We start from the raw sequence: 22,545 nt of genomic DNA, 5'->3' as shown, positions 1-22,545 counted from the left end.
GGTTGCTGCTCACTCGCCCACCACGCTGATCACGATGCTGCGGGTGTGCGGGGCGCGGCGGTGCTCAAAGAGGAAGATGCCCTGCCAGGTGCCCAGTGCCAGGCGGCCGTCCACCACGGGGATGACCTCCGAGGTGCGCGTGAGCGCCATGCGCAGGTGGCTGGGCATGTCGTCCGGGCCTTCGTAAGTGTGCACAAAGTAGGGCGTGTCCTCCGGCACCAGATGGTCAAAGAAGCTGTGCAGGTCCGTGCGCGCAGACGGGTCGGCATTCTCATAGATCACCAGACTGGCGCTGGTGTGCTGGACAAAAACGGTGGCCATGCCGGTGCGGATGCCGCTGGCTCTCACGATCTGCTGGCAGCGCTCGGTGATCTCGTAGGTGCCTTTTCCCCGCGTGGGGAGGGTGAAGTGATCTGCGTGTGCGGCCATGGAATCGGGGGAGGGGTTTGCAGCTAGAGAAGCCACTTTCTGTCCCTGCGCTCAACCACAAAAATGCCATGCGACTCAGCATCGCATGGCATCGGATGGTTATCTTGAGCAGTGGGCGGCAGCTTAGGCCAGTTCGGCCAGCTTGGCCTTCACGGCTTCAAAGTTCGGCAGATCCTTTGGGGTGGGGGTCTGCTCGGCGTACTGGATGACGCCGTTCTTGTCGATCACGAAGGCGGCGCGGGCGGAGGTGTCGCCGATGCCGGCGAGGCCCGGGAAGAGCACGTCGTAGGCCTTGGTGGTTTCCTTGTTGAGGTCGCTCACCAGGGTGATGCCGATCTTTTCCTTCTGCGCCCAGGCTTCCTGAGCAAAGGGGCTGTCAACGCTGATGCCGATGACTTCGGCGTTCAGGTCGCTGTAGGAGCTGAGGCCGGCGGTGATGTCGCACAGTTCCTGGGTGCACACGCCCGTGAAGGCGAGGGGGAAGAAAAGCAGGACGGTGTTCTTGCCAGCGGGGAGCGAGACATCGCTGAGGCCGGAGGCGGATTTGGACTTGAGGGTGAAGCCAGGGGCTTTGGAACCGACGGAGAGTGCCATGGAGGTTGAGTGGAGTGAGGGTTGCGTTCAGGCCGGAAGCGGCCAGGAGTGCAGTTATCAAGGCCAGACTGGCCTCCGGGTCAAATCCAATGCTGCCTTTCTGGACAGGGGGAGATGGGGGCTATATTTGGGAGTGCAGTCGCGCAGATGCAGGCGTCAGCCCCGCATCGAGCCACCGCTTGTGAGAGGGGCGTGGCAGGCGTAGGGTGCGCATGCCTGTGAGTGCCGATGGGCGGATGGCATCGTGGGTTTGATCGTATTCGCAGGGGCAACCGGCCTGCAAAAGCGGTAGCTGCGTTCATTCTTCACTTCGCAACCGCACTCCAAATTTAACTGCGAAAGCACGAGGGCGAATTTGGAGTGCGGCTGCGAAACGAGGAACGAGTGAAGCTGCCGCTTTCGCTGGCCGGACGGTGAGGTTGGTGACGGAGATCGTCTCTGCTCCGGCTCAAAGCGGTGTTGCCGATGCTGGCTTGCGCCTGCATCTCTGCCACCGCATTGATTGATTCGCTCTTACCGGTTCCACTGGGCTCCGGTTCCAATGACGCCGTCGCGTGTGCTATTGCTTTCTCACTCCTCCAGCTCCAGCGCCTCCACGCCCTCATAGCGTGCGCACAGGGCGGCGATCTCATCCTTATCCATGATCATGAAGGAGGTCGAAAGCGCGTCCGACAGCGCGGCGGTGGGGGCCAGGGCGTAGGTGCGGCGGTTCCTGATCGGCACGGGCATGAAGAGGCGCGGGTTCATGATGTGCGCTCCCTTCACGGCAAAGCCGGAGCCGCTCACGGCGCGGTCGATGAGTGAGAGCCTGCGCTGCCCGCCGCCGAGGGTGATGCTCCACGCCTCCTTGCCCGCAGGTGTGCCCACGGCCAGGATGGTGCTGTCTCCGGCATTGAGCACAAAGCTGCCGATCTTCCAGTCCTGCAGCACGTCGGCGGCCTGGTCGAGCGCGTAGCCCTTGCCCATGGCCCCGAGATCAAAGATCATGCCGCTGGCGTGCACGGTCACGCTGAGGTTGTCCTCATCCAGGTCAAAGCGCTGGCTGCCGATGATGCCGCGCGCCTGCTCCAGCACGGCGGCGTTCACCTGACGCGGCTCCCCATCGGAGGTGACGAAGAGGGTCATGAGCGGGCCGATGGTGATGTCAAAGGCCCCCGCCGTCTCCTGATGCATGGCCTTGGCCAGCGAGAGGCAGTCCCATGCGGCCATGCCCACGCGGATGCTCTCCCCGGCCTTGAGCTGCCCCAGGCGGTAGATGTCGCTGGTGGCGCGGAAGCGGCTCAGCTCATCCTCCAGGCGTGCGATCTCCTGAAACACCGCCTGCGCGGCCTGTGCGGCGTAGGTTTCATCCGCCGCATCGTGGCTGATGATGACATCAAAGGTGGTGGCCATCGCGTTCTGGGTGAAGCGATGGTGCTGGGGGGCGGCGTCTTCGCTCACGGTGCGGGGGCTTCCTTTTGCTGCTGCTTGCGCAGGGTGTTTCGCTCCCAAAGGGTCTGCTCCACCCAGAGGTTCAGCATGACGCCGGGGCGCAGGCCGTACAGGTCCAGCGTGGTGTAGGGGGTGCCGTCAAATTTGGCCTCCAGCGCGGTTTTCATCTCGGGCTCGGCGATGATCACACGCGCGTCGATCTTGTCCGGCACGGCGTTGGTGTAGTGCACGCTCTTGATGTCGCGCAGATACCAGGGCAGGGGCCATCCGGCATCGCGGTTCACCACGAGGACGTCAAAGGCTCCATCGGGCGCTGTCTTCTGCAGTTCGCGGATCACCGGCAGCAGGCGCAGCAGGTTGCTGGAGGTGTGGGAATAGACATAGGGGTTTCTCGAATCCGCCGCATACAGGTGGATGGCCAGGTTTGTCTGCGCCACCAGGTTGTAAAGGCCGAGGCCAAAGGCGATCCTGAAAACCACCCGTGAAAAGGAGCCGCTGAGCGCGCTGGAGATGGCCGCTGCGCCCACGCCCGCCAGCAGCGTCAGAGCATGCTGCGCGCTGAGGATGGACCAGGGCGTCTTGTAGGCCAGGAAGGAGTAGATGGCAAAAAGCGCCAGGGTATAGACCGAGAGGAAGACCAGAAAGGCCTGCCGCGCGGGCTGCTTGCTGTGGTTTCCCAGAAAGGCATACAGCATGCCCACGATGCCCAGGCCCCCGATCATGGCCTCGCTCCACACCAGGCCGTCCTTGCGCCAGAAGATCAGGGTGAGGTAGTAGTACCATGGCTTCTCATGGCCGCTGCCCTCGGCACGCTTGAGGTAGTTCAGGTAGGTCAGCGCGCTGTCCTTCACCGCCACCCAGTCTTTAAATCCGCCGGAATACAGCGCGACGCTGGTGAGCACGGCGGGAATAATGACCCACAGCCAGGGGCGCAGGGCGCGGCGTTTGCCAGGGCCGGAATCAAAGCCGCTGCGGCGCGGGGCAAAGTCTCCCACCAGCAGCTTCGTGGCGGCAAAGCCCGCCAGAGCGGCGGCCACATTCAGCACAAAGGTCTCCTTGGTGGCGTGCTGCAGGCCCAGGCACACGCCTGCCAGCACCAGCCACCAGCGCCCGCTGCCCTGCGAGTAATGCCACAGCGCCGCGATGCTCAGCGTGATGAGCAGCACCAGCGGCACCTCCATGATGAAATAGCGGGAGTAATAGACCATCATGGGGGAGATGGACATCAGCAGCATGGCATAGCCCGCCGCCGCGCGGCCCAGCGCGTGGCGCAGCAGCAGCGTGGCCAGGATCAGCCCCAGCCCGCACATCACCGGCACCATGCGCAGCTGTGCCTCTGTCCACGTGCTGGAGTCTCCCCAGCCCGCCAGCCAGCCCCACACGCGTGTGATGTAGTGCAGCCCCGGTCCGTGAAAGTCCTTGGGGTCATACTGGAAATGGCCCGTGGCCTGATACTCCGCCGACTTCATGGCCAGGATGGCCTCGTCCGTGTGCATGGGCCGGTCTCCCAGCGAGGGCAGGCGGTAGTAAGCGCCTACCGCCAAGGAAATGACGGCAAAGATGATCAGGCCGATGGGGCCCAGGGGTTGTTTCTTGGAAGAAGGGGGCATTTGAGGAAAAAAAGGCGGGATAGGTAGCAGGATGGCTGCCAGCAGGCTCAGCAGACGGGCGGGGTGGTGTGCAAATTCACACGATCTCCCGGCGCTCCACCTGCAGGCTCTGCTGGCGGTTTCTCCGCAGGTGGAAGCGCTCGCGCGTAGGGGGCAGGGTCTCGCTGCCGCCGTGCTCGATCACCAGCGTCACATGCTGTGGGTGTACCGTCATTTCCAAAAATCGCATCACAGGGGTGCCGCGCGTGCGGAAAAAGATGTGCACCGGCACGTGCAGATGGGCGGCGTTCCACAGCCAGCGCGCTGGGGGGAAGCGCTCTTCATCCATCAGCGCGCACAGGACCTCCCGCATGATCCTTTCGCCGTGGCGGCGTGTCCATTTCCAGGCCTCGCGCCGGTTCATGAGTTCGTTGAACTTGGCCACGATCGGGTTCGCATGCGCCTGCTCCATCTCCTGGATGATCTCGCCCGCATGCACGGCCATGGCGGTGCGGAATTCCTCACGGGTGATGCGGCCGCTGTCCAGCCAGCGGAAAAGCTGCTGCGGGGTGGGGACGGGGTCGGTGGGAAGCATGGTGGAAGGTCCCGCCAAGATGGGCGCGTTCCAGCCTGCGCGCAAATTCACTCTGCGGCGGTGTGGGGTAGGGCTGGTTGCTGGAGGTAGGAAGGGCTGGCCCCAGCCCTCCGCCGCCGAAGCCCGGTGGGTGCGTGAAACCCACCGCTCAGCGAGCCGGTCGTCCTTCTCTTCCTCCTACTCCTCCTCTTCCTCTCAGAAAGGGAGGAAGAGGAAGATCTGAGCTGCGAATGAGCTGGGTCTTCTCACCGCCACAGACCACGGCGCTTGGAGGACCAAGCGCCCTACCTGCGCCGGGCATGCTTTACCCCTCACTCCTTCACATTCTCCGGGATGTCCAGGATGCGCAGCAGGTTGTGGTAGCGGTCGGTCCAGAGGCGGACGTCGTGTTTCAGCTCCACCTCGGTGCCCACGAGGCTGGGCGGCGTGGCCTTGAGAAAGGCCTCGTTGCGCGTCACCAGGATGTAGTCGGTGGAGTCGTGGTCGCCTTCCAGCTCGGTGGCGATCCGGGTGGTCTTGAAGCCGGTGGCAGCGGCGATCTTTTCGATCACCGGGGCCAGCACCAGGTAGCTGTTGGTGATGTGCACGGCGATGATGCCGTCCTTCTTCATATGCCGGTCATAGATCGTGAAGGCCTCCTGCGTCAGCAGGTGCACCGGCACGGAGTCGCCGCTGAAGGCATCCAGCAGCAGCACGTCAAACTGCTGGGACTTCTCGCGCTCCAGCGCCAGGCGTGCGTCTGACACCACCACCTCCACCGTGGCACCGCGCTTTCGTGCGTCCGCCAGGTAGGTGAAGTACTTGTCCGCGATGCGCACCACATCCGGATTGATGTCATAAAAGCGGATGCTCTGCCCGCTGCGTGCATAGCAGGCCGCCGTGCCCGCGCCCATGCCCACCACACCGATTCGTGCGCCCGCCTTCTCCTTGATGCTGTCCAGCGCCTTGCCCACACCGGTCTGGTGGCCGTAGTAGGTGGTGGGCTCCTCCTGCAGGAAGTTGCCCAGATTCTGCATGCCGTGGATGATGCCGCCATTCACCAGCTCGCGGTAGGTCAGGCGCTGGCCCTCGCTTTCGAAGTGGTCCTCGCTCACCGAGAGCATGCCGTAGAAATTGCGCACGCGCTCGATCTTCTCGTCCTTCTTGAAGCCGAGATCGCTCATGGTCATGAGCAGAAAGGTGAAGAGCATGGCCAGCTGCATGGCGGAGAAGAGGCCCGGGCGCAGGCTGCCCCGGCGCACCATGCGCCAGACCAGAATGAGAATGCAGAGCCCGATGGCTGCCAGCGAGCCATACAGCGCACTCATGGGCAGCTTTTGCTCCTCGATCTGCTTCTGCACCAGCTCCCAGTCCAGCAGGCCGGCGTCATACATCATCCCGAGAATGCCGCCCGTGATGCCGGTGATGAGCACCAGCAGCGCCCACTCCTTCCAGCGCCGCATTTTCAGCACCGCACGCAGCAGGATGATGCACACCACGCCGCACACCACGATCAGGCTGATGGGCCACTCCGCAAAGCTGGTGAAGACATGCGGCGCACCCAGGCTGACGAAGAGGCCGCCCAGCGCCCCGCCGGCAGACATGAGTAGGTAAAACTCCGTGAGCCGGCGTGGCGCGGGCTTCAGCCGCACCAGTTCGCCGTGGCAGAGCATGCAGGCCAGAAACATGGCGCCAAAGGACCAGCCCAGCTCCCAGACGAAATTGGGCGTCACATCGATGTCGGCCAGGTTCCAGTCCTGCCCTGTGACCTTGTTCAGCACGGGCTGCACATGGTTGTGCATCATCTGCTCAAATTTCGTCCACACCGGCTTGGCCTGCAGGCGCTGCTCCGTGCAGGTGAGAAAGAGCACCGGCAGCGCCACCACCGCCCACAGCACGGAGATGCGCACATACCAGCGCTCGTGCTCAAAGCAGATGATGAAGGTGAGCAGGTACAGACTCAGCGGCACCACCCAGAGGAAGGGGATCACCGCAACGTCCTGGCACACGTGATTCGTGGCCGCCAGCAGCACGCTGCTGGCCAGCGCAGGCAGCAGCACCCAGAACAGCCGTCGCCACCAGCCGGGGTGGTCATTCGCCGCAGCTTCGCTGGCGGCGGGGGCAGGGGAGTCCTCCGCCTGCGGGGCCTCGGCCTCCAGCGCCTGCCGCCGGTCCAGCCACACGCCTGCCAGAGAGAGGACCACAAACGCACCAAAGCCCACCGCCCACAGCGTGGTCTGCTCCAGCACATCCCAGTGCACCTCAAAGAAAAGCGGGTAGCTCAGCAGTGCTGCCAGGGAGCCGATGTTGGAAAGCGCATACAGCCGCCAGGGATTGGCCCCGCCCGTGGTGCGGGTGAACCACACCTGCACCAGCGGGCTGGTGCTGGAGAGCACAAAGTACGGCAGCCCCACGCTGGCCATCAGCAGCAGCAGGATTCGCAGCGCAGGATCCTCCGTGCCGGTGGGCTTCCACGCGTCTCCGGGCGCGATCGGCAGCATGGCGATCGCCGCGCCCAGCAGCACCCCGTGCAGCATGCCCTGCCAGCGCCGTGGCAGCAGCGTCAGCGTGTGCGCATACGCATACCCCGCAAACAGCACCAGCTGAAAGAACAGCATGCACGTCGTCCACACACCCGGGCTGCCGCCAAACCATGGGAGGATGAATTTGCTGATGATCGGCTGCACCTGAAACAGCAGAAAGGCGCTCAGCAGGCTCAGTGCCGCGAGGATCAAACCGGGGACGGCACGGGAAGAAGTGGAGGGCATGGCGGGAGAAACGGCGGAGGAGGCTGTCATATCGCAGCTCATCATGGAAGATAAAAGTAAGGACATTGTGCGGAGCCGCTGGCATTCCCCGCCCGCTGCGGCATCATGCCCCATGCCGCCGCCCCCACGCCGCCCTTTCAGCTCCCAGCCCAGCCCACGCCCCGGACCTCGCCCGCGTACACGTCCTGCTGGCGGCCCGTCGGCTGGCCCCGGCGGCAAGCCTCTGCGCGAGCACGGCACCTCCTGGGAAAAATCCGCCGACTGGTATGACCGCATCATCGGCGAGCGCGGCTCCGAGCTCTACCAGGCCGTGGTCATTCCTGGTGCTCTGAAACTGCTGGCCCCCAAGCGTGGCGAGCGCGTGCTGGATCTCGGCTGCGGGCAGGGCGTCTTTTCCCGTGCGCTGGCCCAGGCCGGGTGCCAGGTCACCGGAGTGGATGCCGCCCCCACGCTCATCCAGAAAGCGCGTACTTATCCAGTGAAGCCCCCCGTGCGCTACCTTGCACGCGATGCCGCCCAGATCGGCGATCTCGGAGAATTCGACGCCGCCTCCGCCATCCTCTGCGTGCAAAACATGGAGCACCTCGACACCGTGGCCGCCGCCGCCGCCAAGGTGCTGCGCCCCGGTGGCCGCATGCTCTGGGTGGTGAACCACCCCGCCTTCCGCATCCCCCGCCAGTCCGCCTGGGGCCACGATGAGGAGCGCAAGATCCAGTACCGCCGCACGGACGCCTACAGCAGCACGCTGAGCATCCCCATCGTCATGCACCCCGGGAAGGCCGACAGCGAGAGCACCGTCTCCTTTCACCGCAGCATGCAGACCCTCACCGGCACCGGCTTCTCCGCCGGTCTGGTATTGGCTGGTATGGAGGAGTGGTACTCCCACAAGGAAAGCCAGCCCGGCCCCCGCGCCCGCGCCGAAAACCGCGCCCGCAAGGAGTTCCCGCTCTTCCTGGCGCTGCTGTGGGAGAAGCGCTGAGCTGCCGCGCCCTGTTCACCCTTTTCAGTCCGCAGGCAGCTCTATCTGCCCACCGGCCCTTGCCCCATCGCGCAGGCACGCTAATTTTCCGCGCATGGCACTCGACACCATCCAGACCCTTCTTCACTCCGAATCGGCACGCAATGGCATCACCGCCCGTGGCTGGGTGCGCACCAAGCGCGACTCCAAGTCCTGCTCCTTCCTGGAAATCTCTGACGGCTCCTGCTTCAAGGGCCTGCAGGTCGTGGTGGACGCCGCGCTGCCCACGGCCGAACTGCTGCCGCGCATCCTGACCGGCGCGTCTGTGGAGGTGGTGGGCGATCTCGTGGCCTCTCCCGCCGCCGGGCAGAAGTGGGAGATGCAGGCCGCCGAGCTGTGCCTGCTCGGCGAGGCCGACGCCACCTACCCGCTGCAAAAGAAGGGGCACACGCCCGAGTTTCTCCGCACCATCGCCCACCTGCGCCCGCGCACCAATCTCTTTGGCAGCGTCTTCCGCGTGCGCAGCAAGATGGCCTACGCCGTGCACCGCTTCTTCCAGGAGCGCGGCTTCTTCTACGTGCACACCCCCATCATCACCAGCAGCGACTGCGAAGGAGCAGGGGAGATGTTTCAGGTGACCACGCTGAAGCCCAACACGCCCACCAAGCCTGAGCAGGACTTCTTCGGCCGCCCCACCTACCTCACCGTCAGCGGCCAGTTGCAGGGAGAGGCCTTTGCCTGCGCGCTGGGAAACATCTACACCTTTGGCCCCACCTTCCGCGCGGAGAACAGCAACACCACGCGCCATGCCGCCGAGTTCTGGATGATCGAGCCCGAGATGGCCTTCTACGATCTCACCGCCGACATGACGCTGGCGGAGGAGCACGTGCGCTACCTCGTGCAGGCCATGTTTGATGAATGCCCGGACGAGCTGGAATTCTTCAACAAGTTCATCGACAAAGGACTCATCGACCGCCTCAAGCAGACTCTGGCCAAGCCCTTTGAGCGTATCAGCTACACCGATGCCGTGGACATCCTGCTCAAATCCGGCCGAAACTTCGAACACCCCGTTGTCTGGGGAGACAGCCTGCAGACCGAGCACGAGCGCTACCTGGCCGAAGAGCATGTCAAAGGCCCGGTGACGATCTTCAACTACCCCAAGGACATCAAGCCCTTCTACATGCGTCAGAACGACGATGGCAAAACCGCTGCCGCCATGGACCTCCTCGTTCCCGGCATTGGCGAAATCGTCGGCGGCAGCCAGCGCGAGGAGCGCCTGGATGTGCTCGAAGCCCTCATGTCCAAGCAGGGCCTCGATCCCGAAAACTACTCCTGGTACGCCGATCTCCGCCGCTACGGCAGCGTGCCCCATGCCGGCTACGGCCTCGGCTTCGAGCGCCTGCTCATGTTCGTCACCGGCGTCCCCAACATCCGCGACGTCATCCCGTTTGCCCGCACGCCGGGGCATGCGGCGTACTAGCGAAAGCCTGCCGGGGGAGTCGGCCGGATGAATTCTCATTTGACCGCAGGCGCTACTTCTTTACATACCAACCGGTCTGTATGTCAAAGAAAGCTGCCAGCACGAAACGTGAGCGCGATCCCGCAGCCAGCAGGCAGCGGCTGATCGACGCTACCGTGCGGCTCATGCTGCGGCAGGGGTTTGCGGCCACCTCGGTGGACATGATCTGCCAGGAGGCGGGCATGACGAAGGGCGGCTTTTTCCACCACTTTGAAAACAAGGAGGCGCTGGCTCTCGCGGCCGTGGATTGGTGGGGCCGCATGGGCACCGCGCTGTATGCAGAGGCGTGGAAGGACGAGACGCTGGATCCCCTCAAGCAGCTGCACCGCATGCTGGACATCATGGCCGGATTCACCAGACGGCCTGAAGAGAACTGCGTATGCATGGTGGGCATGATGTCGCAGGAGCTGGCCGCCACCAGCCCCGCCCTGCGGGCCGCGTGTGAAAAAGAGCTGACTCTCTGGACTTCCAACACGGCCAAAATGCTGGCTGCTGCGAAGAAGAAACATCAACCGAAGACAAAGTTTGACCCCATGCAAGCGGCCTGGTTTCTCAACAGCCTCTGGCAGGGCTCCATGCTCGTGGGCAAGACCTGCCGCTCCCAGGAAATGATCCGCCACAATCTCAAGCTGGCCCGCGCCTTTGTGGACGGCCTTTTTCAAGCACGCTGAACCCTTCCGCATGAACGAACCAGCCACTCCAGACGACCCCACCAGCAAAGATGCCTGCGCCCAGCTGGCCACGGAGCACTTCTTCCGGCACGAGTCGGCACGTCTGGTGGCCACGCTGGCGGGGCAGTTTGGCGCGCAGCGGCTGCAGTGGGTGGAGGACGTGGTGCAGGAGGCGCTGGTGCGTGCTCTGCAGACCTGGCCCTATCGGGGAGTTCCGGACAATCCGGCGGCATGGCTCACCCAGACGGCACGTCATCTGGCGCTGGACCAGCTGCGCCGCGAGCAGCGCTGGAATGAGCGCGAGGAGGGTGTCTCCACCGAGCAGGCACGCTGGATGGCGGTGCCAGTGGAGGAGGCCTCATGGGACGATGCGCATCTGCGCGATGACATCCTGCGCCTGATGTTTGTCTGCTGCCACCCGCAGCTCTCGCCGGAGGCGCAGATCGCGCTGGCACTGCGCACGCTGTGCGGCCTCAGCCCGGCGGAGATCGCGGCGGCGTTTGTCACCACCGAGGCGGCCATCTCCAAGAGGCTGGTGCGCGCACGGGCGCGCATCCGCGAGCTGGAGCTGCCCTTTGAGCTGCCGGAGGCGCATGAGCTGCCGCAGCGGCTGGATGCCGTGCTGGCCACTCTATACCTGCTCTTTAATGAGGGCTACAAGGCCAGCAGCGGCGAGCACCTGGTACGCGCGGACCTCTGCCATGAGGCCATCCGTCTGGCCGAGCTGCTGGCCACGCATCCTGCCACCAGCCAGCCGCGCTGCCATGCCCTGCTGGCGCTCATGCTGCTGAGCGCTGCACGACTGCCCGCACGCACGGACGATGCCGGAGACATCCTGCGCCTGCATGAGCAAAACCGCAGCCTCTGGGATCAGTCGCTGATCCAGCGCGGCATCCAGCATCTGCAGCTCTCGGCTCAGGGAGACACGCTCACGGAGTATCATCTTGAGGCTGGCATTGCCGCATGCCATAGCACGGCCACCACTCATGAAGCCACGGACTGGTCGCGCATCCTCGTGCTTTATGATCAGCTCATGCAGCTGAAGCCTTCTCCTGTGGTGGCGCTGAACCGCGCCATCGCCGTGGGGCGCGTGCATGGGGCGCAGCGTGGGCTGGATGCCCTGGGAACCGTGAAGGGGCTGGACACCTATCTCTCCCTGCACGCCGCGCGCGGGGCCTTTGCCACAGAGCTGGGGCAGCACCAGACCGCCGCCACTCACTACTGCCGCGCGCTGGCGCTCGCCGTGCTGCCCTCGGAGCGCCGCTTTTTTGAAAGCCGCATCGCCGACAGCGAGGCCGCTGCTGCTGGCTTCGGGACATAAAGGAAAAATTTTTTCACCACGCTGTCCTTTTCCGTCCCGCCCATTCGTCGTCCCTTTTGAAGCCACCTTGTTTCCTCCCTTTCCATGAACGCCAAAGCCCCCCTCAATGACTACCTTGTGATCTCACGCGGCCACTGGGACAAAGACAAGTCCAAGGAGCAGATCGACGCGGCCATAACCGACTTTTACGCCTGGCTGTATGCGCACATCGACGCAGGCCGCATGCGTGCCGGCAGCCGCCTCAGCACCGAGGGGGCCTCGGTGTCCAGGACGGGCTTCGTGACAGACGGCCCCTTTGGCGAGGCCAAGGAAGTGGTGGGTGGTTACTGGTTTGTCAGCGCCGCCAGTCTGCCGGAGGCCGCCGAGCTGCTCTCCCACAGCCCCACGCTGCCCTGCGGCATTCACTACGAGGTGCGTCCGCTGGAGTCCCAGCGCTGCACCGCCTCAGATCTGACCAACGAAACCCCTCCCCGATGAATCCCCAAAACCCCACTGACGAATACCTCCTCCTCATTCGCGGCACCCACTGGAACCACGGCATGTCCCCCTCTGAGCTGCAGCATGTGATGACCGACTTCTACGCCTGGGTGGACCGCCTGGGAAAGACCGGCATCCATCGCGGCGCGCAGCCGCTGATGGAGGAAGGAAAGCTCGTCTCCGGCCCCAGGGGCACCAGCGTGACCGACGGTGTCTTTGCCGAATCCAAGGAGGCCATCGCCGGGTACTTCCGCATCGCCGTGGGCAGCATGGAAGAGGCGGTGCGCATCGCGCAGGAGTGCCCCATCCTGCAATACGGCGCCAGCATCGAAGTGCGCCCCATCGCCGATCTCTGCCGCCCTATGGCGGAGGTCAAGGCCGCCGGAAAAGAATGATCTCAACCCAACCCCCACCCTCCACCACCATGAGCACCCCCGACCACAGCTACCCCGCCTTCAGCCCCTACATCACCGTGCAGGATGCCGCCAAGGCCATCTCCTTTTACCAGGAGGCCTTTGGCGCCACCGAGCGCTTCCGCCTCGTGGACGCCGCCACCGGAAAGATCGGCCACGCCGAACTTAATCTCCAGGGCGGTCTCCTCATGCTCTCCGATGAAAATCCCGCCTGGAACAAGTCGCCGCAGACGCTGGGCGGCACGCCGGTGAAGTTTTCCCTCATGGTGGAGAATGCAGACGCCGCCATAGCCAAGGCGGCAGCAGCCGGAGCCACGGTGCAGATGCCCGCAACAGACATGTTTTACGGCTTCCGTAGCGGCTGTGTGTGCGATCCCTTCGGCCACATCTGGATGCTGCAGCACGAGATCGAAAAAGTCTCCCCGGAGGAGATGCAGAAGCGCTGGAACTCCATGACGGAGAAGTGCCCGGCCTCCAAGGAGTCAGACAAGTAACACCACCCACCCAACGCACATCCCATGATCAAGAAAATCATCCTCGGCCTCGTGGCCGTCATCGCCCTCATCTGCATCGCCGCCTCGTTTCAGTCGGACGATATGACTGTGACGCGCAGCGCCACCACCACGGCGGCACCGGCCACGGTGTTTAAAATCGTGAACGACTTCCGCCAGTGGGATGCGTGGTCTCCCTGGTCAAAGCTGGACCCCGCCATGAAGAAAACTCTGGAAGGCCCGTCCGAAGGCGTGGGCGCGGTTTATCGCTGGAACGGCAACAACGAAGTGGGCGAAGGCAGCACCACGCTCGTCGAGAGCAAGCCCCATGAAAAGATCGGCATGAAGCTGGAGTTTGTGCGTCCCTTTGCCGGCAGCAGCGATGTGCAGTTCACCTTCGCCCCGGAAGGCACCGGCACCAAGATCACCTGGGCCATGCAGAGCAAGAAGCCCTTCATCGGCAAGATCATGAGCCTCTTCATGAACTGCGAGAAGATGTGCGGCGACCAGTTCCTGGAAGGTCTGGCCAATCTGAAAAAGCTGGCCGAGGCAGCGCCGAAAGCCTGAGCCACCCCATTCCACCATGCCCTGCTATGCTTGACGAAATTTCATCGCCCATCTCCACCACCGCGCAGCCTGCGGCGGTGATCCACATCACCGTTCCGCGAGACCAGATCCAGCAGGTCATGGGCCCCGCCATCCACGAGGTGATTGGTGCCGCCAGCACGCAGGGCATTGGCCCCAGGGGGGCGGTGTTTGCGCATCACTTTGGCATGACACCCGGCATCTTTAATTTTGAAGTGGGCGTGCCCATCTCTGGTGAGCTGCAGCCGGCAGGTCGGGTCAAGGCGGGCGAGATCCCCGCCGCTACCATCATCCGCACCGTGTACACCGGCCCCTACGAGGGGCTGGGTCAGGCATGGGGAGACTTTCAGGATCTCATCGAGGCACAGGGGCACACGCTGGGCCCCAGTCTGTGGGAGCGCTATCTCTCAGGCCCCGAGGCCAGCGATGATCCCGCCACCTTCCGCACCGAGCTGAATCAAACGATTCAGGACTGAACCACCCCACCACCAATCATGCCATGAATGCACATCCCATCGTCTCCCAGGATGAATGGCTGGAGGCGCGCCGCGCTCTGCTGGCCAAGGAAAAAGCCCACATGCAGGCCAATGATGAACTGGCCCGCCTGCGCCGCGAGCTGCCCTGGGTGAAGATCACCAAGCCCTACGTCTTTGACACGCCCTCCGGTCAGGCCACGCTGAGCGATCTCTTTGACGGTCGCAGCCAGCTCTTTCTCTACCACTTCATGTTTGGCCCGGACTGGGAGGAGGGCTGCACCGGCTGCTCTTTTCTTTGCGATCACGTGGACGGCGCACGCCAGCATTTTGAGCATCATGACCTCACCTTTGTGGCGGTCTCCCGCGCACCGCTCGAAAAGCTGGAGGCTTACCGCAAACGCATGGGCTGGGGCTTCCGCTGGGTGTCCTCCGCACACACGGACTTCAACTACGACTTCCACGTCTCCTTCCCACCTGAACGTGTGACGAACGGCCGGATGACCTACAATTTCTCTGAGCAGGACTACAGCCCCGACTGCCAGGAGCTGCCCGGCTTCTCCGTCTTTTCCAAAGACGACTCCGGCCAGATCTTCCACACCTACTCCTGCTTCAGCCGTGGCGGCGAAACCCTGCTGGGCGCGTATCAGTTCATCGACCAGACGCCGAAGGGCCGCATGGAGAAGGTGAATGGCAACCTCATGGACTGGGTGAAGCGCCATGACCGCTACGAAAACGACGGTCGCACGACGACAAAGCCATGCTGCGGCTGCAGCGCCGCCACCTGAACATCTCCTATTTCAACCATCTGATATCCCATGCCACTCCCAACACCCATCGAATCCCCTCTTTCCGAACGTGAGCTTGTGCTCGTTCGCGAAACCGACATTCCAGCCGCCAAACTCTACGCCGGATGGACGCAGCCAGACCTGCTCGTGAAGTGGTTCACGCCTGCGCCCTGGACCACCACCGCGTGCGAGATCGACCTCCGCCCCGGCGGCACCTGCAAGACCACCATGCGCAGCCCCGAAGGCCAGGAGTTTCCCAATGTGGGCGTGTATCTGGAGGTGGTGCCGAATGAAAAGCTCGTCTTTACCGATGCCTATCTGCCCGGCTGGGAGCCCAACCCCAATCACTTTTTCACCGCCGTGCTCACCTGGGAGACGCTGCCGAGCGGCAAGACCCGCTACACCGCCCGCGCCCTGCACTGGACCAAGGAAGCCTGCGAAAAGCACGCCTCCATGGGCTTCGCCGAAGGCTGGGGCAAGGCCTTTGACCAGCTCGTCGAACTCATGAGCAAGTAACACACTTCAACTTCACATCCACCCCATACCACCATGTCCCAGTCTTACATCCAGCCCTATCTCTTCTTCGGCGGCCGCTGCGAGGAAGCACTCGAGTTTTATAAAACCGCCATCGGCGCCGAGGTGCAGATGCTCATGCGCTACAGCGACAGCCCCGAGCCCGCGCCCCCGGGCATGCTGCCCGCCGGCTACGAGAGCAAGGTCATGCACGCCAGCTTCAAGGTGGGCGGCAGTGTCATCCTGGCCTCCGATGGCTGCGGCGGCGAAGAGAGCAAGGGCTTTCGCGGCTTCTCGCTTTCGCTGGCCCTGCCTGCTGAAGCGGATGCCCAACGCGTTTTTGAGGCCCTCTCCGCAGGCGGCAGCGTCACCATGCCCTTGGGCAAGACCTTCTGGTCCTCCTGCTTTGGCATGCTGCAGGACAAATTCGGCATGGGCTGGATGGTCACGCTGGCACCGAGTGCTGATCCGCTGAATGCGTGAACCCAGCCCGCCTTCATCCCATGAGCCTGTCCCCCTCCCAGATCATCAGCACCCGCCTTTTCGAAACCAGCCGCGAGCGCCTGTTTGCCGCGTTCAGCGATCCAGCCCAGCTCGCACAATGGTGGGGCCCCAAGGGCTTTACCAACACCTTTGAGGAGTTTGACCTTCGTCCCGGTGGCGACTGGAAATTCACCATGCACGGCCCGGACGGCAAGGACTACACCAATCATGCCCGCTTCATCGAGGTGGTGCCTGCCGAGCGCATCGTGTATGAGCACATCGCCCCGCATTTCCAGATGACCATCTCTCTTGCCGATGCCGGTGAGGGTACTCACATGACCTGGTGCATGCAGTTTCCCAGCGAGGAAATGTGCGAGCGCTTCAAGCCCATCTGCGTGCCTGCCAATGAGGAGAACTTTGACCGTCTGGCGGCGCATCTCGGATAAAGCAGCCTGTCACCATCTTTTCGGATCGCATCTTGCTTTGATTCCTTCAGCCCCCACACTCCACTCCTATGAAATACGCGCCACTCATCGCCTCCATCCTGCTCGGACTTCTGTTTGTGATGTCCGCCGTCACCGTTCTGTTTAATCTGGCCCCCATGCCTGAGCTGCCCAAGGACACCCCCATCTCCCATTTCATGGCGGCCTTTGGCACCACGGGCTACATGAAGTTTGTGAAGGTGTTTGAGCTTCTCGGCGGCATCCTGCTCATCCTTCCCAAGACGCGAAACCTTGGCCTGCTGTGCCTGGGCCCCATCATTGTGAACATCCTGGCCTTCCACCACTTTGTGGCAGGAGATGGCATCCTGCAGCCGATGCTCATCGTCGTCTCCGCGCTGGCGCTGTTCATTCTGTGGTCTGAGCGCAAGGCCTGGGCCGGACTGCTGAAATAGGCTGGAGCGAAGAGCCACGGACCCAAGGGCGATGACTGCGTCCTTGGGGCTTGATCATGGCTGAAAAGAGCCGAGCCCGTGCGCTGCGCGGGCCTGCAGGCATTTTTCGTCACCCGCATCCACACTGCGGCAGGGCGTCGTTCGCTGATCATAGATCCGGCAGGAGACACACGTGCCCACCTCCCCCTCCAGGTTCACACAGCGCACGGGCTTCTGCTCCGTGCCGCGAAAGCACACCTGCCACGGGCTCACCTGCACCAGCAGGCTCTCATCCAGCCCGCGCTGGGCCGCCTCCTGCCAGTAGAAGGAGACGCGGTAGTGCGCACAGCACGCACCGCAGCTCTGGCAGGGAGAGATGGTGGGAGATGAAGAAGCGGCGGCCATGTGCAGGCAGTAATGACCATTGGCGGGCAGGAAACAAAGCGGAAAAGAAAAGCTGCCGATGATCCTAAAAGAACAAGCCAGGCACAAGGCTGGCCATTTACTTGGCCGTTTTGCCAAGCAGTTTGGTTTCAATTCAAAGAACCCTGCTCATCCCGTCGTAGCTCTCAACTGTCATGAAAACCATCCAAGTGTACGATCCTGCCATGTGCTGCTCCACCGGCATCTGCGGTACGAATGTGGACCCCGATCTGGTCAACTTCGCCGCCATGCTTTCCCAGCTGTCCGGACAGGGGGTGAAGGTGGAGCGCCAGAATCTCGGGCAGCAGCCCATGGCCTTTGCGCAAAATCCGGCGGTCAAAGACGCGCTGCAAAAGGAAGGGACAGCCGTGCTGCCTCTGATCTTCCTCGATGGAGAGATTTACATGAAAGGCCGCTATCCCAACCATGATGAGCGCCCGGCTTTCTTCCGTGCCGCACTGGGCATCAAGGAGGAGGCCGCATCATGAAGCTGCCACCCTATGTGCCTGATCCCGCCACGGCTACCCGCTTTCTCTTTTTCACCGGCAAGGGCGGTGTGGGAAAGACCTCGCTGTCCTGCGCGGCGGCATTGAAGCTCGCCGAGGCAGGCAGGCGCGTGCTGCTGGTCAGCACTGACCCGGCCTCCAATCTTGATGAAGTGCTGGAGACCCGGCTGACCAATCACCCCGCTCCCATCGTCGGCGCTCCGGGGCTGGAGGCCATGAACATCAATCCCGTGGACGCAGCCGCAGCGTATCGTGAGCGGCTCATCGGCCCCATGCGCGGCCTTCTGCCAGAGGGGGCGCTGCGCAGCATGGAGGAGCAGCTTTCCGGATCATGCACCGTGGAGATCGCGGCGTTTGATGAATTCTCCGGCCTCATCGGCAATCCCCAGGCGGTGCAGGGCTACGACCACATCATCTTTGACACCGCACCCACCGGACACACGCTGCGGCTCATGAGCCTGGCCAAGGCTTGGGACCAGTTTCTGGAGAGCAACACCAGCGGCACCTCCTGTCTGGGTCCGCTGGCTGGTCTGGAAAAGCAGCGTGTTATTTACGAGGCCACCGTCCGCACGCTGGCAGACGCAGCGGCCACCACGCTCGTGCTGGTCAGCCGCCCTCAGGGCGCGGCCTTGCGCGAGGCGGAGCGCACCTCCAAAGAGCTGCGCGCCATCGGCGTGGGAAATCAATGCCTCGTCATCAACGGTGCCTTTGAAACGCCGTGCGCGAAGGATCCCACCGCGCAGGCCATGCAGCAGCGCGGCATGGCCGCCCTGGAGGCGGCAGGTGACTTCATCCGCAGCATGCCCAGCTACATCGTGCCATTGCGTGCCATCAATATTCTCGGCATCGCCGGGCTGCGCGTGCTGCTGGGTGGCGAGACACCCGGCAGTCTCACGCCTCAGGTGGCAGAGAGCTGGACTCCACCCCAAATGGAAAGCCTGGCAGACCTCGTCAGCGCCATGGAGCAGCAGGGCCACGGTGTCATCATGACCATGGGCAAAGGCGGTGTAGGCAAGACCACCGTGGCCGCAGCCATTGCTGTCATGCTAGCCCGGCGCGGCCATTCCGTGCATCTCAGCACCACCGATCCCGCCGCGCATGTGGCCCAGACACTGCATGGCCGGGTGGAGGGGCTCACGCTCAGCAGGATCGATCCCGCCGAAGAGACCGCCGCCTATCAGCGCGAGGTCATGCAGGCCCAGGGTAGCGCGATGGATGACGCCGGCCGTGCGCTGCTGGAGGAGGATCTGCGCTCTCCGTGTACGGAGGAGATCGCGGTGTTTCGCGCCTTTGCTCGCGAGGTCGGTCAGGGCGTGAGCCGTTTCGTGGTGCTAGATACCGCACCCACCGGGCACACCCTCCTGCTGCTGGATGCCAGCGAGGCCTACCATCGCGAGCTGGAGCGTCAGGCGCGCAGCACCCAGCCCGAGCAGGTGCTCAGGCTGCTGGAGCGTCTGCGCGATCCCGACTTTACCCGCATCCTGCTCGTCACGCTGCCGGAGGCCACGCCGGTGCATGAGGCCGCCGCTTTGCAGGAGGATCTGCGCCGTGCGCGGATCGAGCCCTTTGCGTGGGTCATCAATCAAAGCCTGCTGCACAGCGGCACCTGCGATCCTCTGCTGCAATGCCGCGAGGCTTCCGAGCGCCGCTACCTGCTTGAGGTGGTGGAAAAGCAGGCGCACCGCACCGCATGGCTCCCCTGGCAGCCGGAGGAGCCCGTGGGTCCGGACGCACTCGCCCATCTGGCCTCATCCAGACTCCAGACCGCAATGGTGCCTGCCTGATCTTCTCAGCTCTTCTGTGCGATGACGAACACGTGCATCTCCGGATGCTGGTCATACTCCAGATGCCGCAGGATGCAGCCAGCAGATGCCAGCACCTGCAGCGTCTGCGGAATGCCGGGGGTGCTGTAGTGCATGGGCGGGCCCATGCTGGAGTCCTGCTTCTCTCCGGGCTCATCCAGACCACCGAGCGTGAAAATGAGGATGCCGCCAGGAGCCAGCGCGCCGCACAGCCGCGTGATCACCTCCGCACTCTGCACCAGCGGCAGGTGCCAGATGCTGTCCCACGCGGTGATGAAGTCATACGCCCCCTCCGGCTCCCACTGGCACACATCCACATGATGAAAGGTGACGCCCGGATGCCGCTGCCGCGCCAGCTCGATCATGCGTGCGGAGATGTCCAGCCCCTCCACGGCATAACCATGCTGTGACAGCAGGCGGATGAAGCGCCCGTGGCAGCCGCAGCCCACATCCAGCGCCCGACCACCGCCCTGCTGCTTGCGGAACCTGAGCGCGTGCTCGTGCTGGCGCATGCCGTTGGTCTCCAGATGCGGCTCCAGCCACTGATGCGCGATCTCATCATAACTCCGGGCAATGTCTGCAGGCTGCATAGGCCGCGCAGACTCAGGGGGGATGCTCCGCACTGCAAGTGTCTGCTTTCCAGTCTTGTGCAGCCGCAGCCTATTTGAGTAAAACCACCACGCCGCTGAAATGTGGCTGCGCTCTGGCACGTCACTGATGCGCCCCAGTCGCCCTCATCATCCGCCACATCAGCTCATGTCTTCTGCCTCCACCAAATGGTACTCCTCTGTCACCCGCTACCAGTGGCTGGTGCTTCTCGTGGCTTCGCTCGGCTGGGTGTTTGATGCCTTTGAGGGGCAGATCTACAATCTCACGCGTGCCGACATGCTGCCCGATCTGCTGCATGTGAAGCCGGACGATGCGCTGGTGAAGGTGTGGGGAGAGCGTTTTCTCGGCATCTTTCTTCTCGGTGGCACCTTTGGCGGCCTGCTCTTCAGCTCGCTGGCGGACAAATGGGGACGCAATCCGGTCATGGCGCTCACCATTCTCTTTTACTCGCTCTTCTCAGGCGTCACCGCCTTTGCCAGCGAGATCTGGCAGGTGGGCGCGCTGCGCTTTCTCGTGGCCATGGGCGTGGGTGGCGAGTGGGCTGTGGGCGCGGCGCTGGTGGCGGAGGTGTTTCCCAAAGAAGCACGCGAGCGCGCAGGCGGCATCTTCCACGCCACCAGTGTGGCGGGCCTGTGGCTGGCGGCGGCGGCGGGTCTGTATGTGGGCGCGCAGTGGCGCACGGCCTACCTGCTGGGCGTGGTTCCAGCGCTGCTGGTGCTGTGGGTGCGTATGAGCATCAAGGAGCCCGAGGCATGGAAGGAGGCACGCGCGACCAAGGCGAAGCGCATGGGCAGCTTCAGCGAACTCCTCGGCACACCGCGCTGGCGCTCGCGCGCGATCTTCGGCGCGCTGCTGGCCATGGTGGGCCTGGCCACCTTCTGGGGCGTGGTGGTGGCGGGGCAGGACATCGCGGCGGATTTCCTGAAGCGCGTCAAAGATCCCGAATGGGCCAGCAAATCCAAGATCGCCTTCGGCTTCATCCAAACTGCGGGCGCGGGTGCTGGCATGCTGGCCTTTGGCCCGCTGAGCGCACGCTGGGGCTGCAAGAAGACCTTTGTGGTGCTGCATCTGGCCGCGCTGGTCATGACACCCGCCATCTGCTGGCTGCCCTCGTATGCAGGCAGCTACACGCTGCTGCTGGTGCTGCTGCCGCTCTTTGGCTTCTGCGCCCAGGGCATCCACGCGGGCTATGCGGCCTACTTCCCCGCACTCTTCCCCACACACCTGCGCGCCACGGGCTCGGGCTTCTGCTTCAACACAGGCCGCCTGCTCGCCGCGCCGGTGCTCATCTGGCTGAGCGCCTGGATGAAGTCCACGATGGACCTGCGCGTGGCCATCACCAGCCTCGGCGGCTTTTTCCTGCTCGGCCTCATCTTCCTGGCTTGCCTGCCGGAGACGCATGGGGAGGATCTGCCGGACTGAATGCAGCTATGCAGCTCCCAAGCATCATTCCAGACGCATCTTGGGCATCCAATAGGATGTTTGGGCATAGCCCTCCATTCATCTGAAGTCTTTCGCACTGCAGCTCTCCAGACGTAGCATCCTGCGTCACGAGCGTGGCGTGCAAGGGGCCGTCCATGTTTTGACCCACGTTAACCACCGTGGTTTTTCCAATTCGATCCCGCCACACATTACGACGAATCGGCGTGGTGTGATCATGGCCGCAGACGACAAGTTCGGGCTGATGCTCTTCGATGGCATCCCACCACCATTCATGGCCTTCGACAGCTGAGCCTGCCAGGGTGAGCTGCGTGCCAGTTGGCGGTTCATGCATGATCCAGAGCTGATTTGCGAGGTCGCCATGCTCCGCCACGAGGCGGGGCAGCCAGGCCGAGTAGTGCTTTCCGCCGAGCGGCACACCCTCGCTGAAAGCCTCTTCCTGACCCATCGCGCAGGGAAAACCCACCACGCCCACTTCTCCGATCATCGTAAAACTGCCGTGCAACCGCGAAGGACTCCTTTCATGCAGGGACTGCCAGACCTGGGAAAACTCCAGCCAGTTCTCGTCTTCATGATTGCCCCGCACGAAGAAAAGAGGCTGCTTGATGCTCTGCAACTCCACCGCGCAAAGCGTAGGCGTGAGCTGTGGTGTCTGACCATACGGCAGCATGCCGGTGCCATGCAGGAAATCGCCCCCGAGGATGATGGCGTCTGGCTTGACTTCATCTGCCAGCTTGATCAAAGCAGCGTAAAGAACGGCGCGCTGATGCAGGTCGGTGGCAATCAGAATACGGGTAGGCATGGCACAGGTGCC

The 22,545-nt window shown here is 63.4% G+C and carries 26 protein-coding genes; 17 read left to right on the top strand and 9 right to left on the bottom strand.

The features are described from left to right. Positions 1 to 9: 9 nt before the first annotated feature. From HNQ65_RS03415 to HNQ65_RS03390, 6 genes are all read right to left on the bottom strand, one after another. On the bottom strand, positions 10 to 429 hold the full coding sequence (locus HNQ65_RS03415) for a secondary thiamine-phosphate synthase enzyme YjbQ (protein ID WP_184338066.1): 420 nt from the start codon (positions 427 to 429) through the stop codon (positions 10 to 12). Positions 430 to 552: 123 nt separating this feature from the next. Next, on the bottom strand, positions 553 to 1,023 hold the full coding sequence (locus HNQ65_RS03410; protein ID WP_184338065.1) for a redoxin domain-containing protein: 471 nt from the start codon (positions 1,021 to 1,023) through the stop codon (positions 553 to 555). A 570-nt stretch (positions 1,024 to 1,593) separates the two neighbouring features. Beyond that, the gene (locus HNQ65_RS03405) at positions 1,594 to 2,463 is read right to left on the bottom strand and encodes an FAD:protein FMN transferase (protein ID WP_184338064.1); all 870 of its coding nucleotides are present in this window, start codon (positions 2,461 to 2,463) and stop codon (positions 1,594 to 1,596) included. Continuing rightward, positions 2,460 to 4,064 carry a flippase activity-associated protein Agl23 gene (locus HNQ65_RS03400; protein WP_184338063.1) on the bottom strand — a complete coding sequence of 535 codons (1,605 nt, stop codon included), beginning with the start codon at positions 4,062 to 4,064 and terminating at the stop codon, positions 2,460 to 2,462. Before HNQ65_RS03400 ends, HNQ65_RS03405 begins: the two co-directional genes overlap by 4 nt. 76 nt (positions 4,065 to 4,140) lie before the next feature. After that, on the bottom strand, positions 4,141 to 4,638 hold the full coding sequence (locus HNQ65_RS03395) for a hypothetical protein (protein WP_184338062.1): 498 nt from the start codon (positions 4,636 to 4,638) through the stop codon (positions 4,141 to 4,143). Between the two features lie 311 nt (positions 4,639 to 4,949). Further along, on the bottom strand, positions 4,950 to 7,385 hold the full coding sequence (locus tag HNQ65_RS03390; RefSeq protein ID WP_184338061.1) for a spermidine synthase: 2,436 nt from the start codon (positions 7,383 to 7,385) through the stop codon (positions 4,950 to 4,952). 112 nt (positions 7,386 to 7,497) lie between these two features. Between HNQ65_RS03390 and HNQ65_RS03385 the strand changes: the two genes are divergently transcribed. From HNQ65_RS03385 to HNQ65_RS03320, 14 genes are all read left to right on the top strand, one after another. Then, entirely contained in the window at positions 7,498 to 8,364 is an 867-nt protein-coding gene (locus HNQ65_RS03385; protein ID WP_184338060.1) for a class I SAM-dependent methyltransferase, read from the top strand. Positions 8,365 to 8,458: 94 nt separating this feature from the next. Further along, positions 8,459 to 9,823, top strand: coding sequence for an asparagine--tRNA ligase (gene asnS, locus HNQ65_RS03380; RefSeq protein ID WP_184338059.1), 1,365 nt, complete (start codon positions 8,459 to 8,461; stop codon positions 9,821 to 9,823). A gap of 80 nt (positions 9,824 to 9,903) precedes the next feature. Continuing rightward, positions 9,904 to 10,533: a TetR/AcrR family transcriptional regulator gene (locus tag HNQ65_RS03375; protein ID WP_184338058.1), complete on the top strand. Its 630-nt coding sequence runs from the start codon at positions 9,904 to 9,906 to the stop codon at positions 10,531 to 10,533. A 10-nt stretch (positions 10,534 to 10,543) separates the two neighbouring features. Then, positions 10,544 to 11,854 (top strand): RNA polymerase sigma factor, encoded by a 1,311-nt coding sequence (locus tag HNQ65_RS03370; protein WP_184338057.1) that lies wholly within the window; start codon positions 10,544 to 10,546, stop codon positions 11,852 to 11,854. A gap of 84 nt (positions 11,855 to 11,938) precedes the next feature. Further along, on the top strand, positions 11,939 to 12,331 hold the full coding sequence (locus HNQ65_RS03365; RefSeq protein WP_184338056.1) for a YciI family protein: 393 nt from the start codon (positions 11,939 to 11,941) through the stop codon (positions 12,329 to 12,331). After that, positions 12,328 to 12,726 (top strand): YciI family protein, encoded by a 399-nt coding sequence (locus HNQ65_RS03360; RefSeq protein WP_184338055.1) that lies wholly within the window; start codon positions 12,328 to 12,330, stop codon positions 12,724 to 12,726. Before HNQ65_RS03365 ends, HNQ65_RS03360 begins: the two co-directional genes overlap by 4 nt. Positions 12,727 to 12,755: 29 nt before the next feature. Next, positions 12,756 to 13,238, top strand: coding sequence for a VOC family protein (locus HNQ65_RS03355; RefSeq protein ID WP_184338054.1), 483 nt, complete (start codon positions 12,756 to 12,758; stop codon positions 13,236 to 13,238). 24 nt (positions 13,239 to 13,262) lie between these two features. Continuing rightward, positions 13,263 to 13,802, top strand: a complete 540-nt coding sequence (locus HNQ65_RS03350) for an SRPBCC family protein (RefSeq protein ID WP_184338053.1) — start codon at positions 13,263 to 13,265, stop codon at positions 13,800 to 13,802. Between the two features lie 26 nt (positions 13,803 to 13,828). Then, positions 13,829 to 14,296, top strand: coding sequence for a GyrI-like domain-containing protein (locus HNQ65_RS03345; RefSeq protein WP_184338052.1), 468 nt, complete (start codon positions 13,829 to 13,831; stop codon positions 14,294 to 14,296). A gap of 23 nt (positions 14,297 to 14,319) precedes the next feature. Then, entirely contained in the window at positions 14,320 to 15,081 is a 762-nt protein-coding gene (locus tag HNQ65_RS03340) for a DUF899 domain-containing protein (protein WP_184338051.1), read from the top strand. 30 nt (positions 15,082 to 15,111) lie between these two features. After that, positions 15,112 to 15,597, top strand: coding sequence for an SRPBCC family protein (locus HNQ65_RS03335; protein WP_184338050.1), 486 nt, complete (start codon positions 15,112 to 15,114; stop codon positions 15,595 to 15,597). Positions 15,598 to 15,630: 33 nt separating this feature from the next. Continuing rightward, positions 15,631 to 16,077: a VOC family protein gene (locus tag HNQ65_RS03330; protein WP_184338049.1), complete on the top strand. Its 447-nt coding sequence runs from the start codon at positions 15,631 to 15,633 to the stop codon at positions 16,075 to 16,077. 20 nt (positions 16,078 to 16,097) lie between these two features. Then, on the top strand, positions 16,098 to 16,523 hold the full coding sequence (locus HNQ65_RS03325; protein ID WP_184338048.1) for an SRPBCC family protein: 426 nt from the start codon (positions 16,098 to 16,100) through the stop codon (positions 16,521 to 16,523). Between the two features lie 68 nt (positions 16,524 to 16,591). Continuing rightward, complete coding sequence (locus HNQ65_RS03320) at positions 16,592 to 16,972, top strand: hypothetical protein (protein ID WP_184338047.1); 381 nt, start codon at positions 16,592 to 16,594, stop codon at positions 16,970 to 16,972. Positions 16,973 to 17,026: 54 nt separating this feature from the next. On the opposite strand, the gene HNQ65_RS03315 is transcribed toward HNQ65_RS03320, so the two are convergent. Next, positions 17,027 to 17,356: a YkgJ family cysteine cluster protein gene (locus HNQ65_RS03315; protein WP_184338046.1), complete on the bottom strand. Its 330-nt coding sequence runs from the start codon at positions 17,354 to 17,356 to the stop codon at positions 17,027 to 17,029. 173 nt (positions 17,357 to 17,529) lie between these two features. Between HNQ65_RS03315 and arsD the strand changes: the two genes are divergently transcribed. Continuing rightward, positions 17,530 to 17,862, top strand: coding sequence for an arsenite efflux transporter metallochaperone ArsD (gene arsD, locus HNQ65_RS03310; protein ID WP_184338045.1), 333 nt, complete (start codon positions 17,530 to 17,532; stop codon positions 17,860 to 17,862). Next, positions 17,859 to 19,664, top strand: a complete 1,806-nt coding sequence (gene arsA / locus HNQ65_RS03305; protein ID WP_184338044.1) for an arsenical pump-driving ATPase — start codon at positions 17,859 to 17,861, stop codon at positions 19,662 to 19,664. The genes arsD and arsA overlap by 4 nt, the downstream gene beginning before the upstream one ends. Before the next feature lie 5 nt (positions 19,665 to 19,669). Here the strand turns inward: arsA and HNQ65_RS03300 are convergent, their stop codons facing one another. Next, positions 19,670 to 20,272, bottom strand: a complete 603-nt coding sequence (locus HNQ65_RS03300; RefSeq protein WP_184338043.1) for a class I SAM-dependent methyltransferase — start codon at positions 20,270 to 20,272, stop codon at positions 19,670 to 19,672. 166 nt (positions 20,273 to 20,438) lie between these two features. Here HNQ65_RS03300 and HNQ65_RS03295 point away from each other — a divergent pair, with 166 nt between their 5' ends. After that, positions 20,439 to 21,713, top strand: coding sequence for an MFS transporter (locus HNQ65_RS03295; protein ID WP_184338042.1), 1,275 nt, complete (start codon positions 20,439 to 20,441; stop codon positions 21,711 to 21,713). On the opposite strand, the gene HNQ65_RS03290 is transcribed toward HNQ65_RS03295, so the two are convergent. Next, on the bottom strand, positions 21,661 to 22,533 hold the full coding sequence (locus HNQ65_RS03290) for a metallophosphoesterase family protein (RefSeq protein ID WP_184338041.1): 873 nt from the start codon (positions 22,531 to 22,533) through the stop codon (positions 21,661 to 21,663). The genes HNQ65_RS03295 and HNQ65_RS03290 overlap by 53 nt on opposite strands. Positions 22,534 to 22,545 lie beyond the last annotated feature (12 nt).

The sequence above is a fragment of the Prosthecobacter vanneervenii genome, assembly GCF_014203095.1.
GTDB lineage: Bacteria > Verrucomicrobiota > Verrucomicrobiia > Verrucomicrobiales > Verrucomicrobiaceae > Prosthecobacter > Prosthecobacter vanneervenii.
This window is presented reverse-complemented; position numbering and strand designations above follow the sequence as displayed.

What these genes read in the sequence shown, in the direction of transcription:
- HNQ65_RS03415 (WP_184338066.1), bottom strand. Translation starts at nt 429, where the DNA reads ATGGCCGCACACGCAGATCACTTCACCCTCCCCACGCGGGGAAAAGGC.
- HNQ65_RS03410 (WP_184338065.1), bottom strand. Translation starts at nt 1,023, where the DNA reads ATGGCACTCTCCGTCGGTTCCAAAGCCCCTGGCTTCACCCTCAAGTCC.
- HNQ65_RS03400 (WP_184338063.1), bottom strand. Translation starts at nt 4,064, where the DNA reads ATGCCCCCTTCTTCCAAGAAACAACCCCTGGGCCCCATCGGCCTGATC.
- HNQ65_RS03395 (WP_184338062.1), bottom strand. Translation starts at nt 4,638, where the DNA reads ATGCTTCCCACCGACCCCGTCCCCACCCCGCAGCAGCTTTTCCGCTGG.
- HNQ65_RS03390 (WP_184338061.1), bottom strand. Translation starts at nt 7,385, where the DNA reads ATGCCCTCCACTTCTTCCCGTGCCGTCCCCGGTTTGATCCTCGCGGCA.
- HNQ65_RS03385 (WP_184338060.1), top strand. Translation starts at nt 7,498, where the DNA reads ATGCCGCCGCCCCCACGCCGCCCTTTCAGCTCCCAGCCCAGCCCACGC.
- asnS (WP_184338059.1), top strand. Translation starts at nt 8,459, where the DNA reads ATGGCACTCGACACCATCCAGACCCTTCTTCACTCCGAATCGGCACGC.
- HNQ65_RS03375 (WP_184338058.1), top strand. Translation starts at nt 9,904, where the DNA reads ATGTCAAAGAAAGCTGCCAGCACGAAACGTGAGCGCGATCCCGCAGCC.
- HNQ65_RS03370 (WP_184338057.1), top strand. Translation starts at nt 10,544, where the DNA reads ATGAACGAACCAGCCACTCCAGACGACCCCACCAGCAAAGATGCCTGC.
- HNQ65_RS03365 (WP_184338056.1), top strand. Translation starts at nt 11,939, where the DNA reads ATGAACGCCAAAGCCCCCCTCAATGACTACCTTGTGATCTCACGCGGC.
- HNQ65_RS03360 (WP_184338055.1), top strand. Translation starts at nt 12,328, where the DNA reads ATGAATCCCCAAAACCCCACTGACGAATACCTCCTCCTCATTCGCGGC.
- HNQ65_RS03355 (WP_184338054.1), top strand. Translation starts at nt 12,756, where the DNA reads ATGAGCACCCCCGACCACAGCTACCCCGCCTTCAGCCCCTACATCACC.
- HNQ65_RS03350 (WP_184338053.1), top strand. Translation starts at nt 13,263, where the DNA reads ATGATCAAGAAAATCATCCTCGGCCTCGTGGCCGTCATCGCCCTCATC.
- HNQ65_RS03345 (WP_184338052.1), top strand. Translation starts at nt 13,829, where the DNA reads ATGCTTGACGAAATTTCATCGCCCATCTCCACCACCGCGCAGCCTGCG.
- HNQ65_RS03340 (WP_184338051.1), top strand. Translation starts at nt 14,320, where the DNA reads ATGAATGCACATCCCATCGTCTCCCAGGATGAATGGCTGGAGGCGCGC.
- HNQ65_RS03335 (WP_184338050.1), top strand. Translation starts at nt 15,112, where the DNA reads ATGCCACTCCCAACACCCATCGAATCCCCTCTTTCCGAACGTGAGCTT.
- HNQ65_RS03330 (WP_184338049.1), top strand. Translation starts at nt 15,631, where the DNA reads ATGTCCCAGTCTTACATCCAGCCCTATCTCTTCTTCGGCGGCCGCTGC.
- HNQ65_RS03325 (WP_184338048.1), top strand. Translation starts at nt 16,098, where the DNA reads ATGAGCCTGTCCCCCTCCCAGATCATCAGCACCCGCCTTTTCGAAACC.
- HNQ65_RS03320 (WP_184338047.1), top strand. Translation starts at nt 16,592, where the DNA reads ATGAAATACGCGCCACTCATCGCCTCCATCCTGCTCGGACTTCTGTTT.
- HNQ65_RS03315 (WP_184338046.1), bottom strand. Translation starts at nt 17,356, where the DNA reads ATGGCCGCCGCTTCTTCATCTCCCACCATCTCTCCCTGCCAGAGCTGC.
- arsD (WP_184338045.1), top strand. Translation starts at nt 17,530, where the DNA reads ATGAAAACCATCCAAGTGTACGATCCTGCCATGTGCTGCTCCACCGGC.
- arsA (WP_184338044.1), top strand. Translation starts at nt 17,859, where the DNA reads ATGAAGCTGCCACCCTATGTGCCTGATCCCGCCACGGCTACCCGCTTT.
- HNQ65_RS03300 (WP_184338043.1), bottom strand. Translation starts at nt 20,272, where the DNA reads ATGCAGCCTGCAGACATTGCCCGGAGTTATGATGAGATCGCGCATCAG.
- HNQ65_RS03295 (WP_184338042.1), top strand. Translation starts at nt 20,439, where the DNA reads ATGTCTTCTGCCTCCACCAAATGGTACTCCTCTGTCACCCGCTACCAG.
- HNQ65_RS03290 (WP_184338041.1), bottom strand. Translation starts at nt 22,533, where the DNA reads ATGCCTACCCGTATTCTGATTGCCACCGACCTGCATCAGCGCGCCGTT.